General features: G+C 71.7%; 10 protein-coding genes. All 10 read right to left on the reverse strand.

Going from position 1 to position 13,263, the window contains the following annotated elements; all coding sequences use genetic code 11:
• Positions 1 to 7 precede the first annotated feature (7 nt).
• The 10 genes from ACIHCQ_RS30370 to ACIHCQ_RS30415 are packed head-to-tail and all read right to left on the reverse strand — an operon-like array spanning position 8 to position 13,252.
• The gene (locus tag ACIHCQ_RS30370; protein WP_399669285.1) at positions 8 to 2,197 is read right to left on the reverse strand and encodes a hypothetical protein; all 2,190 of its coding nucleotides are present in this window, start codon (positions 2,195 to 2,197) and stop codon (positions 8 to 10) included.
• On the reverse strand, positions 2,194 to 5,943 hold the full coding sequence (locus ACIHCQ_RS30375; RefSeq protein ID WP_399669288.1) for a putative baseplate assembly protein: 3,750 nt from the start codon (positions 5,941 to 5,943) through the stop codon (positions 2,194 to 2,196). The genes ACIHCQ_RS30370 and ACIHCQ_RS30375 overlap by 4 nt, the downstream gene beginning before the upstream one ends.
• Complete coding sequence (locus ACIHCQ_RS30380; RefSeq protein WP_399669291.1) at positions 5,940 to 9,179, reverse strand: putative baseplate assembly protein; 3,240 nt, start codon at positions 9,177 to 9,179, stop codon at positions 5,940 to 5,942. The genes ACIHCQ_RS30375 and ACIHCQ_RS30380 overlap by 4 nt, the downstream gene beginning before the upstream one ends.
• Positions 9,176 to 9,550: a GPW/gp25 family protein gene (locus ACIHCQ_RS30385; RefSeq protein WP_399669294.1), complete on the reverse strand. Its 375-nt coding sequence runs from the start codon at positions 9,548 to 9,550 to the stop codon at positions 9,176 to 9,178. The genes ACIHCQ_RS30380 and ACIHCQ_RS30385 overlap by 4 nt, the downstream gene beginning before the upstream one ends.
• On the reverse strand, positions 9,547 to 9,885 hold the full coding sequence (locus tag ACIHCQ_RS30390; protein WP_399669297.1) for a hypothetical protein: 339 nt from the start codon (positions 9,883 to 9,885) through the stop codon (positions 9,547 to 9,549). Before ACIHCQ_RS30390 ends, ACIHCQ_RS30385 begins: the two co-directional genes overlap by 4 nt.
• 37 nt (positions 9,886 to 9,922) lie before the next feature.
• Complete coding sequence (locus tag ACIHCQ_RS30395; protein WP_399669300.1) at positions 9,923 to 10,450, reverse strand: phage baseplate assembly protein V; 528 nt, start codon at positions 10,448 to 10,450, stop codon at positions 9,923 to 9,925.
• Positions 10,451 to 10,487: 37 nt separating this feature from the next.
• A complete protein-coding gene (locus ACIHCQ_RS30400; protein WP_399669303.1) occupies positions 10,488 to 11,627 on the reverse strand; it encodes a hypothetical protein in 1,140 nt (379 codons plus the stop codon).
• Positions 11,620 to 11,994 (reverse strand): hypothetical protein, encoded by a 375-nt coding sequence (locus tag ACIHCQ_RS30405; protein ID WP_399669658.1) that lies wholly within the window; start codon positions 11,992 to 11,994, stop codon positions 11,620 to 11,622. Before ACIHCQ_RS30405 ends, ACIHCQ_RS30400 begins: the two co-directional genes overlap by 8 nt.
• Positions 11,994 to 12,665: a hypothetical protein gene (locus ACIHCQ_RS30410; RefSeq protein WP_399669306.1), complete on the reverse strand. Its 672-nt coding sequence runs from the start codon at positions 12,663 to 12,665 to the stop codon at positions 11,994 to 11,996. The genes ACIHCQ_RS30405 and ACIHCQ_RS30410 overlap by 1 nt, the downstream gene beginning before the upstream one ends.
• Positions 12,662 to 13,252 carry a HEAT repeat domain-containing protein gene (locus ACIHCQ_RS30415; RefSeq protein WP_399669309.1) on the reverse strand — a complete coding sequence of 197 codons (591 nt, stop codon included), beginning with the start codon at positions 13,250 to 13,252 and terminating at the stop codon, positions 12,662 to 12,664. Before ACIHCQ_RS30415 ends, ACIHCQ_RS30410 begins: the two co-directional genes overlap by 4 nt.
• Between the last annotated feature and the right edge of the window lie 11 nt (positions 13,253 to 13,263).

Genomic DNA, 13,263 nt, shown 5'->3' on the forward strand with positions numbered 1-13,263 from the left:
GTGGGTGTCAGGTGACGGGGATGATCCCGGTGTCCGTACCGGCCGGGGTGTACTCGGCCAGCCGGGCCCGCAGGCTGTCCTCGCGCTGCGGCTGGTAGAGGTCGTGGAAGACGCCCAGCTCGGCGCCGTCCTCGGCGCCGCGCCTGATCTCCTCGGCGCAGCCCGCGGCCAACTGCCCGTACGCGGGTGTGCCGTACCGCTCGCTGGTGAACACGGGCCGCACCAGCCGCGCGTCCTCGCTCCCCACCAGATCCGGCTGACAGCGATGGCGGCGCGGCGTCCGCGATCCCGGCTCCACATACGAGAACCGCACACATCCGATGCCCCGCCTGGCCACCCGGAGCCGCCCGGCGAAGATGCTGTTCTCGGCGATCCGGACCGCGTGGACATGGATTTCGCCGATGACGGTGGTGCGGTGCGCGTGCAGTACGGCATGCGCGTGGCGGCAGTCCGGCGCGGACAGCGCGGCCCGGTCGCGGCCGGTGGCGTCCAGGACGCTGTCGCGGATGTGGACGGGCAGCGGGTCGTGGTTCACCTCGTCGCCGATCACCTCGATGGTGCCGAGGATGGACCGCTCGATCGACACGCACGCGGTGGTGCGTTCCAGTACCAGGCTCGGTTCGTCGGGGGAGCGCGGCTCGCACTCCGGCTCCAGTGACCAGCCCGGTACGAGCGTGCAGTGGCGCAGCACGACCGCCCCGACCGGTCCTGACACATGCAGCCCGCGCCCCGTGACCAGCAGACCGTCCAGCACGATCCGCGGAGGGTCTCCCGCACAGTCCTCCCGTGCGCGGATGTTGAGCGCGTCGGGCCGGTTGCTGTACCAGTCGAGCAGCCGGATCACCGGCCGGGTGCCCTCGGCGGCGCGCAGCTCCAGGCGGTCGCCCGGATCCAGCTCGAAGTCCAGCTGTTCCTGATATGCGCCACTGTGCGTGATCTCGATGATGCCGTCGGGACCGCAGTGCCCCGCCCGCCGGTCGCGCTGCCAGTCGCCGTACGCGTCCATGATCCGCTGATACGTCTGGCCGGGACCGACCCGGTACACCGTCTGAGCCGTCGGCGTCTCACGGTCACGCGGATACTCGCCGCCGCCCGTGTCGTCGCCGAACGCGTAGTGGTAGGTGACCCACACGCCCTGCCGCGGCGCCGAGCGCGCGCCGAACGCGATCCGGCCGAGCGCCGGATCGACGGCGATCTGCCCGCGCTTCGGCCTATAGCGCCAGTCCGTCAGATCCGTCACCACCAGGTCCGACAGCTCCACCGGCTCGTCCTGGCCGTCGCGCCAGATGGTGAAACTCTTGCCCGGACCGTAGTAGTCCGCGAGCCGGTCGGCGAGCTGCCTGCGCCGGATGTACGCGGGGACGTTGTCGATCGTCGCGATGTGCGTCGTAGAGGGCTCCGGCACCGGCTTGGTCACCAGCGGGGTGTCATTGCCCAGAATCGAGAAGGTGTAGAGGTTGCGGGCCCGGTCGACGCAGTACGCGGGCGCCCTGGTCACGTGGTACGGCCGCAGCCGCCATACGAACAGCCCCACGCCGGCGGGGGAGTAGCCCCCCTGCGTACGCGCCGAACCCGCCCGCCGCACATTTACCGACTGCGCGACCGTGCCGAACGGACCGCCCGCCAGATCCAGCGCCGACCCCTCCCGTACGTCCACGAGGCGGCCCCGCTCCAGTCGGCGCGCGTTCGCCGCCCCGGCCCCTGCCCCCGGCCCGTACAGCTTGACCGGCTGCTGATGGGAGACCAGCCGGGAGAACTCCACTGCCCGCGAGGGCCAGCCCGCGATCTCCTGCGCCAGCTCCTCAAGGAGCGCCAGGGTGCCCTTGCGCCGCCGGTTGGCGACGGTCGCCGCGACATCGCGGCGCGGCGCCAGGGCCTCGGCGAGGCGACCGCGCGCACCGTCCCCCGGGCCACCGAGTCCATCGTGCCCATCGAGTCCCTTCGCCTGTACGCGTTCGTAGCCCGGCAGCGGCCGGTAGCCGACCAGATCGCCGAGGTACGGCAGCACCCAGGGCGCGGCCGTCTCCACGAACCAGTCCTCGTAGCTCTGCTCGACACCGTCCCGTACCAGATCGACCTGTTCGGCGATCACGGCGAGCAGCGCGCGCAGCGGTTCTCCGCCCTCGGCGTCCCGAAGGCGGTGCCACTGCGGGAGCAGCTCCGCGAGCCCGTCCGGTTCCCTGCTCGGGAAGCTCATGCGGTGACCTCCGTCAGAATCAGCGTGTCCGCGACATGCGGTGACAGCAGGGCGAGCTGGGCGGGGCGGATGCCGCGGAAGACGGACACCACCCGGCCCTTCTCCAGCCGCCGGGTATCGGTGATGTCCGGGTTCAGCCGCAGCAGTTCGGCCAGGGAGATCCCATGCCGTCCGGCGATCGCGGTGAGCGTCTGCCCGTCCGCGGCGGCGACCCGGTGCACGTCCTCGTCGTACGTGGCGAGCCGGGCGGGAACCCCGGTGCGCGGCTCGGTGAGCCGGCCCCCCAGTGCGGTCAGCTCGCCGGGGGTGACGGACGCCGGTACGCCGGTGAAGACGTCCACGTCCACGTAATCCACGCCGGGCACCGTGTGCGCGACCGCCAGCACCTCGGACAGGAACGCCGGACGGCCCAACTCCCGTTGCCCGCTGCCGAACGCCCGCAGCAGCGCCCGCCGCAGCCGGGGCTCGACCACCGTCCAGGTGTGGTCAGGGGCGACCTTCACCCGCGCCGCGAGGATCAGCAGCACCAGCTCACGTACATCGACCCGGACCGGCAGCCGTGAGTCGCCGTACTCGGCGAGCGAGGAGCGCAGCGCGCGCATCACGTCCGAGTCGTCGGCGATCGGGATGTCGTCCACGCCCGCGACCGTCACATGCAGCACCCGCCGCCGCCCGTCGAACACCTCGCGCGCCGCCGCCCGGCCGATGCCCGCCCGCGAGCGCGCGAAGTGCTCGTAGTCCGCCAGGGACACGAGCCGGTCGAACGCGGAGACGGAGAGCGGGATCGTACGGCGGGTCAGTCCGGGGCCGTCGGCGTCCGCGCCGCCCGTGGCGGGCAGCGGATTGGTGACCGCGGTGACGCCCAGCGGCCGGGTGACGGCCTGCGTGACGCGGTCCGCGCGGACGTTGGCGGCCCTGCCGGTGCCGAACCGGTAGCGGGCCCGGACGTTCTCGTGGCCGGTGGGCAGCCGTGCGCCGTGCACCCCGTCGCCGAAGGTCACGGTCGTACGCCCGTCCCCGGCCGTCCCCGAGACGTAGATTCGCTCGGTCGGGCCCCGCCCGGCCAGGCTGCCCACCTCGTGCCACAGCAGGCCGTCGACGCGCACCTCCAGGGTGGGCGTCGCACCCAGGGGGTTGTCGGCGGGCAGCCAGGTCAGCGGCCACTGCCAGAGCGCGAACGTCTGGTTGGTCCGGCCCGCATCGCCGCTGCCGATCGGCTCGTCCCGGCTCTCACCGTGTGTCGCCGCCACCACATTGCCCTGGACGCGGACCGTGTCACGGCGGTAGCGGTAGGCCAGGTCCGCGGTGAGCGTCAGCCGCGTATGGACATGGCCGCCGGGCAGCAGCGGATCGAGGTGCTGCTCCACCGAGGCGATCACGGCAGGCTCGGTGGCACGCACCCCCGCCGCATTCGGCACGTCGGTGCGCTCGCCCGACACGATCAGCTGCCGGCCGGGACGCAACCCGTCGTACAGCTCGGCGAGTTCGAGCACATTGCCGTGCACATCCTCGCCGAGCGGCTCGTCGGCCGGGCGCAGCGCCGCCCCGCCCGCGTGGATGGTGGCGTCCCGGATCGTGGAGAGCAGTACGTCGTGCTCGTCCAGCCACGGATCGGCGAGCGTCAGCTCGGTGCCCCGGCCCGTGATGCCGTAGTTGGTGTAGGCGGCGGTGCGTACGGCGGTGACCCGGGTGGTCACCGACCGGAGCTTCTTGTCGCCGGGGATGCCGTCCGGGCCCTCCCCGCCCTTGCGGGGCCGCTCGATCGCGACCCAGCTGCCGACGGTGACCGAGTCCTGCACGGTATCGAGCGACAGGACATGGCGGTTGGCATCCTCCGGCAGCGTCGCGACACCGACCTCGACATTCGCCGGCTCGCTGCCGACCGTGTAGCGCATGGTGACTTCGTATCCGTCGTGCTGGATCTGCCGGTACTCGCCGGGAGCCAGCCACCGTTCCAGCGGCGCGCCGTTCTGTACGGCGACCCGCACCCGGCCGTCGTCGGCGGGCCGCGACACGAACAGCTTCACGCTCGGCAGGCCGTCCAGCAGCTGGGCGGTCACCCCCGGATCCTGGGAATCGGTGGGTCGCCTGGCGAGCCAGCCCAGATCGTTGTCCTGGGCGGCGCGGGATTTCAGCATCACCCGGCCGGGCGGCAGGTCGAAGGTCAGCTCGGCGGGCAGCTGCTCCGACCGCTGCACCGAGGAGCCGGTCTCCGTGTGCTGGAACTCGGCGCGCACCGGCACCCTGCCCGCCGTGTCGAACACGATCCGCATGGTCGTCAGCGAGGAGCCGGTCAGCGGCCAGTCCGTCTGCCGTACGACCCGGCCACGGTCGTCCTGTACGGGCTTGAGCGGCGCCGTCGACCCGAACGGCGCGGCGGTCACCAGCAGCGCCTGCACCTCGCGCAGCAGCGACGGCACCGGCGGCACCGGCGGGGCCGCCTGCCGCCACGCCGCGTACATGCCGTCGGCGATCCGGGGATCCAGCGCGGACAGCAGCCGCGCCCCGAGATCGGAGCCCGGCGCGAAATACCGGGCAGCCGGGTCGTGGGTGCCGGACGGGGGCCTGCCCGCTCGGGTGCGCAACGCGGGCAGTACGGCGCCGAGCGCCCGCATGGCCGGAGCGTCCACGGCCGTCGGGTCGGGCTGCACGGGCTGGGAGGGTTCCAGGTCGGCCGCCCGCTCCATCAGCTCGCCGAGTACCGCCTCCAACTGCTCGAACCAGGCGGCGACCTCCTCGTACGCGGCGGCGACGGCCTGTGCCTCCGCGAGCCGCTCGTGCGGGTCGGCGAGCCGTCGTACCAACTGCGCCGGGGTCTTGATCCCGTCCAGATCCGCCCGCAGCCCGGCCAGCACCTGCGCGTCGAAATCCTCGATGAGCATGCTGATGGGGCGCGGGTTGGGGTTGTCGGGGGCGGGGTCACCCTCCTCGACCTCCCGGGCGTCCTTGGTGATCCACTCGCGTACTTCCGCGATCAGCTCGGCCAGCGAGGGGGGTGCGGACTGTGCCAGCCGGATGGCCGTCACCTCGTCGTCCCGGTCGATCCGGACGCGCGTCACCGGCAGCAACAGCCGCTGGGCCCCGGTCCCTTCGCTCGCCCCGAAGATGAACAGCAGCCTGTCCCCGGTCTGGAGCGAGGTGTCCGTCCCGGAGACGAGGAACTCGGACCGCTTGCGCAGATCGTCCGGGGTCAGCAGCGCGGGCCTGCGGCGGCGCACCGCCAGCTCGTTCCAGGCCCAGCGGGCGATCAGGTCCTCGCTGGTCTCGAAGGCCTGCGACTCCTCGTCCGAGGTGGTCGGCACGCTGTTGCTGCGCGCGCCGCGCGGGATCAGCACCGGCACGTCCTCGTCCCGAGGATCGCGGTCCAGGGTGTACGCGAGGTGCGTGCCTGCGGCGATGCCGGGCCGCGGGCGGTGCCCCACAAGACGCCCCAGCAGAACCAGCGACCGGTGTTCGTTGGCGGTCCGCAGATAGCCCTCGTCGGCGATCCGCTCGGAGTGGAAGGTGAGCAGGTCGCCGACCACCGCCCACGAGTCGAGCAGCCCGATCGCAGGGTCGTCGGGGGTACGGACGGTCAGCCCGCGCAGCGCCGGATGGGCGGGCGACGCGAGCCGGTCCAGCATCGCCGCCAGGAACGAGCCGTAGTCGCCCACCCGGTAGTCCAGGGCCGTGCGGCCCGGCGGGTTGTACAGGGCCTCGGGCGCGTGGCGCTCATCGTGACCACCACAGCCGCAACCACAGCTCATCGCATACCTCCGCCGAGCTTGATCGAGAGGCGGCCGTTCTCGGGCCGGTCGGGGTCGTTATCGCAACGCGCGATCTCCAGCGGGCCGAGCCGCAGCACGCCTGCCTCCAATGCCGTGTCATCCAGGTCATCCACGTCGTCCACGTCATCGGGCGGGCTGCCGTGGAAGAGCCGCCTCAGCCGGGTCACCCGTACGCTCTCCACGCCCTGTACGGCAGCCGCCGCGGCCACCAGACGGCTCAGCCGCACCGGTTCGCCGAAGGTCAGCGCGTCGGGGTGGAAGAACCCGAGCCGCCCGCCGGACAGCCGGCGGCTGCCCAGCAGCGCGTACAGCTCGGCCAGGATCTGCCCGTGCTGGTGACCGGGCGCCGCGCACACCGCGAGCGCTAGGTCCAGCGGCACGTGCCGGGCGGGGGAGACCACCAGGTCGTGCCCGATCCGGCGGTAGCTCTCCAGGGCGTACGCCACCGAGTCGAGCAGCTCGGGCGAGGGCTCGCCGTTGCCCAGCACGTCGACGGCGATATGCGCCTCCTGCACACTGCCGGTCCACCGGATCTCCGCCGACGCCCGCTGCACCCCCGGGAGCCCGGACGCCAGCTCCGCGTAGTCGGCGGCCGTGACCGCGCGCAGCCGCGAGCGCCTGAGGTCGAGCGGGGCCAGCTGGCGGACCTGCTCGATGGGCTCGGGCTCGGTGCCGCCGACGGCGGGCAGCGGATTGCGCACCCCAGCCACGGGCATCGGCTCGGCGGCGTCCGACGCGTCCGACGCGTCCGGTTCGCGGCAGAGCACCAAATGGTTGATGGCCTCCGCGCCGACATTGCCCGCCGTGCCGCCGCCGAGCCGGTAGTGCAGCTCCAGCCGGGCGCCCGGCCGAGGGCGCGCGCCGTGCCGCCCGTCCCCGAAGCGCAGCGCGATCCGGCCGTCGTCCTCCAGCTCGCCGACGAAGTGCCGGTCCCGCGGACCGCTGGCGAGCAGATCCCGCCGCGGTGTCCACGACTCGTCGCCGTCCATGACGCTCACCGCGGGCAGCGCGGCCCGCGGATCCTGTACGAGCGCGGTCGCCGGACCCCGCAGCACCGGCTCGTCCGGGTGCAACCCGGCCGCGTACGACGGACCCCAACTCTGCGCGATCTCCCAGGCGACACCGGCGTCGAGCACCGTGCCCGCACGCGCCCGCGCCGTCAGCACCTCGACGCGGCGCAGCTTCGCGGCCAGCAGCCGATCGGCGCGGTGCAGCAACTCCCGCAGCGCCCGCACCGGGTGCCTGCGCAGTTCCAGGCGCTCCAGCACCCACAGCCCGAACACCACGGCCAGTTCGGCGATCTCCGGGTCCGTGAGCCCGTCGCGGTCCCTGGCGCTGCGCCACAGCTCCACCAGACGCTGCCGGACCCGGCCGGGGACGGCGGCCAGCCTGTCCGCCTGCCCGGCCGAGACATGGCACGCCTGCGGGAACGGCACCGCCTGGACGACGGGCGAGCGCGGCAGCACCGGCCGGAAGCGCGCCGGAATGCCCGGGTAGACGGACTGCGCCAGCAGTGTCCCCAGCGCGTCGGCCTGCGCGTACGCGGTGGAGGGCACGACCTTCTCTCTTCGCCGGCCCGCGAGTTCCAGGCCGATTCCGGCGCGTACGGTCGGGTCCTCACCGACGACCGTGAACAGCTCCCGCACCTGATCAGCCGTCAGCAGCCGTCCGGAGCCGGTCTGCTCCAGCCGGGCGTTGATCAGATCCGCCGTCGGTCCCCCTGGGCCTGGAGGCCCGGGAGGTGCCCCCACCGCGTCGCGGTCCCAGCAGCCGAAGCCGGACGGCTCGCACGAACCGAGAACGGCCGGTGCGGGCGGCACGGTGACCGTCTCGGGCGTCGTACCGCAGACGGTCAGCGACCGGCCGTGGTCCACCAGCGCGACATTGCCGCGCGCCACACTCACATCCTCGACCGGCCCGCAGCCGGGGCCGCCGCGCGTGGACACACAGACGGGGAAGGCGAGCGCGTCCTCGTCCGCCCAGGTGACCTCCAGGACGGGCTGGTCAGCCAGCCGGTCCACGAGCGGGGTGACGGAGGTCAGACGTACGGCGTGGCGATGGGCCGGGTCGGCGTCACCGGGCGTACCGGACCGCGCCCCCCGCACCTCCTCGATCAGCAGCAGATCACCGGGCGACAGCTCCAGCGCCCTGGCCGCGCACTCCTCGTCCGTCCCCTGGTCCGCCCACTCGTCCCGCAGTGTCGCGCCGGTCGCCCCGGCGGGCAGCGAGCACACCTCGTCGCCCCAGGTCCAGAAGCGGATGGTGTTGTGCGCGGGCCGCAGCACCAGCGGTTCCGTGCCGACGACCGGTTCGAACACCTCCACCGACCCGCGCTCGTCCAGCGCGGCGAGGTCCCGGTCGTCGATGACCGTGCCGGGCGCGGGCCGGTCGCGCGGCCCCAGCCTGCGGATGTCGACGGCGGCGAAGCGGAACGTGCCGGGCGCCAGCGTCAGCGGCCGTACCGTCTCGACGGCGACGAACGCGCGGGCGTTGACACCGTCGTGCATCGGATAGTCGATGAGCCGCACATGACGGCGTACGGACACCCGGCGGCGGGCCGTGTCGAGGTACGCCTCCGTCGCCACCGCGTCCTGGTGGTAGCTGATCCGGTCGGCGGTGTGGGCGAGGAGCTCGACCAGGGTGGTGCCGAGGTCGGCGGCGTTGCGCTCGATCCAGTCGGGGGTGGTCAGCGCCAGCCGGTCCAGGATCAGTTGGCGGATCGTGTCGTAGTCGCGCGCCGTGTAGTCGATGACGGGCGCGGGGACCGGGCGGGGCGGGCAGCCGGGCTGCTCGTCCTCGCAGTCGAAGGGCGTGGGGCAGTCGGGCCGGAAGTCGAAGTCGGCTGAGAAATACCGCTGGTCGAAGCCCGGGAAGGGCTCGATACCCGGACGGCCGTACGGATCGGTGTCCACGACGGAGAGCCGGTAGCGGGACGTGTCTCCGGTGCGGTCGAGGGTGACGAAGAGCCGGTCGTCGAGTTCCGGATCCTCCTCGCGTTCGACGGACACCTCGACCGCTTCGATGCCGGTGATCCGGCGCCCGCCGTCGATGCGGACGTTCTGCGGGCACAGCCCGTGGGGGGCCTTGCCGAGGAAGGTGACGGTGAGGGTCAGCCCGTCGTCGCCGACCTCGACCGCGTCCACGCCACCGAGTCGCGCGGCCCGTACCTTCGCGCGCCTGCCGCTCTGAGTGCTCACTGCGCTCGCTGTGCTCATGCCGGTCCGCTCCCCTCGAACACCTCGTCGCGCCGGCTCCCGGTGGAACGCACCACATAGCGCAGATACACCCAGACCACGTTCTCCTCGCTCACCACGTCCAGGGTTTCCACCTCGATCAGCTCGCCCAGCCACCGCTGAAGCGAGGCCTGCACCGACAGCTCCAGCGCGGAGGCCAGTTCGGGGCTGTTGGGCGTGAAGACCAGGTCGAGCAGCCCGCAGCCGAAGTCGGGGCGCATCACGCGCTCGCCGGGGCTGGTGAACAGCAACTGCTCGATCAGGTCCCGTACATGCTCGTCGTAGGCGGCGTGCGCGGTGCGTCCCCGCCGGTCGGTCCGGAAGGGAAAGGCGATATCGGTACGGGTCCTCATCGGGACGACACCCCCCGGGCCGTCGCGCCGACGACCGGCGGGCCCTGCGGCAGCAGCGCGGCGCTGAAGCAGAGCGCGGAGGTGCTGTCGAGCAGCACCGGAGACCCGTCGATCAGCACGCTGTCACGGCCGGGGGTCCAGCGGACCGTGACACAGGGATGCGGTACGCGGTCGACGGTGTGGCGGCAGCCGCTGACGGTGAAGACGTCCGTGGCGGTGGGTACGGGCATGCCGTCGATCCGTACGCCGGACGACGGCGAGGAGGCGGGCGTGACCCGGCCGCCGTGCGGGCAGCTGATCGCCGACCCGCCGTTCACGAGATTCCCGGACAACACGACTTTCCCCGTTCCCTTGGTCGTTCGGTCGTTGTGCTCATCGCTTCCTCGGCACGATCAGACGGCCCTCGTTGATGGAGACCTCATCGCCGATCAGCACGATCGACGCTCCCTTGCCGTTGCCGATGGTCACGCCCTTCTCGTCGATCTGGACGTACGCCCCGCCCCTGGCCTCCAGCAGGATCCCCGTGCCGCCGGGCACGTCCGACATGACCAGCTTGTGCGCGCCCGGGGTCTGGATCACGACAGGCTGCGACGCGGGCAGTTCGGCCTCGGCCCGGGGCGGCAGCTCGGAGCTGTCGCCGTACCAGCACCCCGTCCAGACCGGGAAGCTGGGATCCCCCTGCTCGAACTCCATCCACACGCCCGCGCCGATCGCGGGGACGACGTACTGGCCTGCCTGCGGCCCGGTGAAGGGCAGACAGGGCAGCGCCCAGGTGGAGGCCTCCGGGCCGAGCACATCCGGGACCTCGGCGGTGATCCTGCCGATTCTGAGCGGATCTCTGTTGTCGGTCACCCGCCCCCGGAACTTGCCGAGAAACCGGTTGTTCGGTCCTGCAGCCATGCGGTCTTCTCCGGTCTTCCGTGCTTTTCTGTGCTCTTCACGGTCGTACGGTGGAGCTCCGGGCGATCAGCCCCTCGCGCGAGAGCGTGAAGTTCTGCTGATACGAGCCGGGCCTGATGTTGTGGGTGACGGACTTGACGTAGTAGTCGCCGTCGTACGTCACCCCGGCGCCGCGCACACCGACCAGCTCACGCGGCCGTAGTACGTATCCGTGGCGGTTGACGTCGAGCGACCCGGAGCCGGAGATCGCGTCGGCGGAGGTCGCGGCCCTGGCCAGGATCTCGGCCTGGGCCTGCTGCAGGGACTTCTTGGCGGTGCCCGAGAGCGTCTTCCGCTTGAGGGCGGGGCTGGCGCGTCTGCCCAGTGGCGGGCGCAGCGGGTCGATGTCGGGCTGGGGCAGCAGCCGCGCGTCGCGCGTCCGGGGATCCTGCCAGCGGGCCTGCGGCTCCTCGCGCGCCGTCCCGTCATAGGCGAACGTCAGCTGGTCGACGGTGGAGTTGACGTCCATGTTGACGTTGAGGGCGTGCTGCCGTCGCCCCAGCCGCATCTCGGGCCCCCAGTAGGCGGAGGACTGACCGATGCCGGGCCCGGGGTCGAGGTAGAAGGTGTAGCCGTTGGCCCGGGCCAGGTCGTTGACGTAACTCAGATCGGTCCCGGTCTGGTAGTCGACGCGCAGCTGCTCGCGGGGCGGCTGGTGCACCTGTTCCTGGCGCACCCGCGGGACGATGCCGTAGTCGGCGTACTTCGCCAGGATCCTTTTCACCCGCTCCCAGGGCGGCAGATTCGGATACCGGTCGGTCCGTTCCTCAAGGTCCATGAGGAGTGTCAGGTCTTCGCCGGTGACGGTGAGGGTGGTCTGGCCGGGCACATTGCTCGCACCGACCTCCTGCCGCACGATCAGCCCGTCGAGGATGACGGTCGGAGTCCCCTTGATCGAGGTGATGGCGATGACCCGCGTCTTGGGGTCGAAGAACCCCTCGGGCAGCAGCCGCCGGCTGAGCAGCCCCTTCTTGGTGAGGTCGAACGCCAGCTGGAAGCCGCTGCGCTCCCCGGCGGTCATGGTGATCTGCGCGGACAGCAGCGCTTCGGTCACCTCGGCGGGGACGGGGCGGGTGAGGTGAGGCCCCATGTGCAGGGTCAGATGTACGGGCCCGCTCCCGATCGGCTCATCAGCCATGACCGGACCCACCACCCGCCAACGGAACATCGATCTCCCGGCCCGGCTCGGCCGTGAGCTCGCGCGGGTCGAGGACGGGGTTCGCGTCCGCGATCTGCCACCACTGGCCCGGGTCGCCGAAGTAACGCTGCCCGAGGTGGTCGGGCCGCTCACCGCTGCTGACGGTGTGCGGCGTGGTGTCGTCGGCCTCGCTCGCCTGGTTGCCGATCGGCGGCAGCAACCGCCGTTTCGTGTACCGCACGTCGGTGCCGTCCGGCTGGGTGTGCACCCCGATCTCGGCGTCGTGGTAGCGACTGGTGCGCGGGTAGGGGTGCGAACCGGGGATCGCGTCCAGCACGCTCTGGCTCTCGCTCTCGTAAGGCTCCATCACGTCCTACAGCCCCGTCCCAGCCCGAGATCGGCCAGTCGCCCGCTTCGTGTGGCCCTGGCCAGCCGTTCTTTCTGTGCCAGATGCGCCAGATACAGGTCGGCCCCTCGATGCCCGGCGGGCAGATCGCTGACGCTGAGGACCTTCATGCCGATGGACAGCGCGGCCCGTATCGGATTGAGATGGACGTCGAACGCCGACTCGTTGATGGACAGTTCGGTGAGCCGTACGGGCATGACGCGCTTGCTGCCCCAGGTGAAGAGGGTCAGCGGCATCTCGATCGGGCTGATCTCGATGGTGCCCTTCTTGGTCTGCCGGGCCGCCTCGCGGAGTTTGTCGGTGGTGGGGTGCACCAGCATCTCCAGGGCGGCCAGTTCCGGGTGGATCCCGTCGGGCGCGGCGACCTCGAACTGATCGGTGGCGTCGATCTCGGCGGTGAACTTCCACGTCTCCTCGGCGGGGCCCTTGAGCCGCAGCGCCTCGTTTCTGTCCCCTCCGCTGCCGCCTCCGCCGGCGTCACCGCTGCCGCCGGCGGCCTGGGGCGCGAGGGAGCGTTCCAGGGTGTCGGGGTTGAACTGGAGGACGATGATCCGCTGAGGGGTGCCGCGTTCGGGGTCGACGACGACGATGCCGGAGCGGATGGGCTTGGGGATGTCGGCGTAGCGGGTCATGCGTCACCGAGCCCGGCTCGACGGTATACGGTCATGATCTTCTCCGCTTCCGCTCGTACGCGTTGGTCCGTGTCGTTCTCCGCCATCGTCTGGAGGACCGGGAACAGCTCCGGCCACTCCATATAGGCGGTGGTGCGGGTTGCCCCGGCTCGCACCATGGGGTTCTCATGCGCGAGGGCGCTCGCCAGCGGAGGCATGAACTCGGGGGAGTGGACCGGTGGCGCGCCCAGGCCCAGCCGGAAGACGCACTGCAGCAGCCTGCGCGGTTCGGTCTCCTCGTAGGGTTCAGCCAGGAGTTCGGGGATACGCCAGACATCCAGTTCCCGCTCCGCTTCGGCGAGCAGCCGCACGAGTTCCGCGCGGTCCGAGCCGTAGAAGAAGCAGCAGAATTCGCCGGAAGTGCGGTCACGGGTCACCTGGAACACGGTGTCCTCATCGACGGACCAGACCCTGGACTTCCTTCCTGTTCCACTGTCCTCCGTGGGCTCCTCGGGCCATCCGCGCTTTTCGGCGAAGCCGCTGGCCTCCGCCCAGTCGCGCTCTTTGAGCACGAGGCGGCGAGTACGTGTCGAGTCATTGGCCGGCATGGTTTCACCCT

Origin of the sequence: Streptomyces sp. NPDC052236 (assembly GCF_044548015.1) — a bacterium.
In the GTDB taxonomy this organism is placed as follows: Bacteria; Actinomycetota; Actinomycetes; order Streptomycetales; family Streptomycetaceae; genus Streptomyces.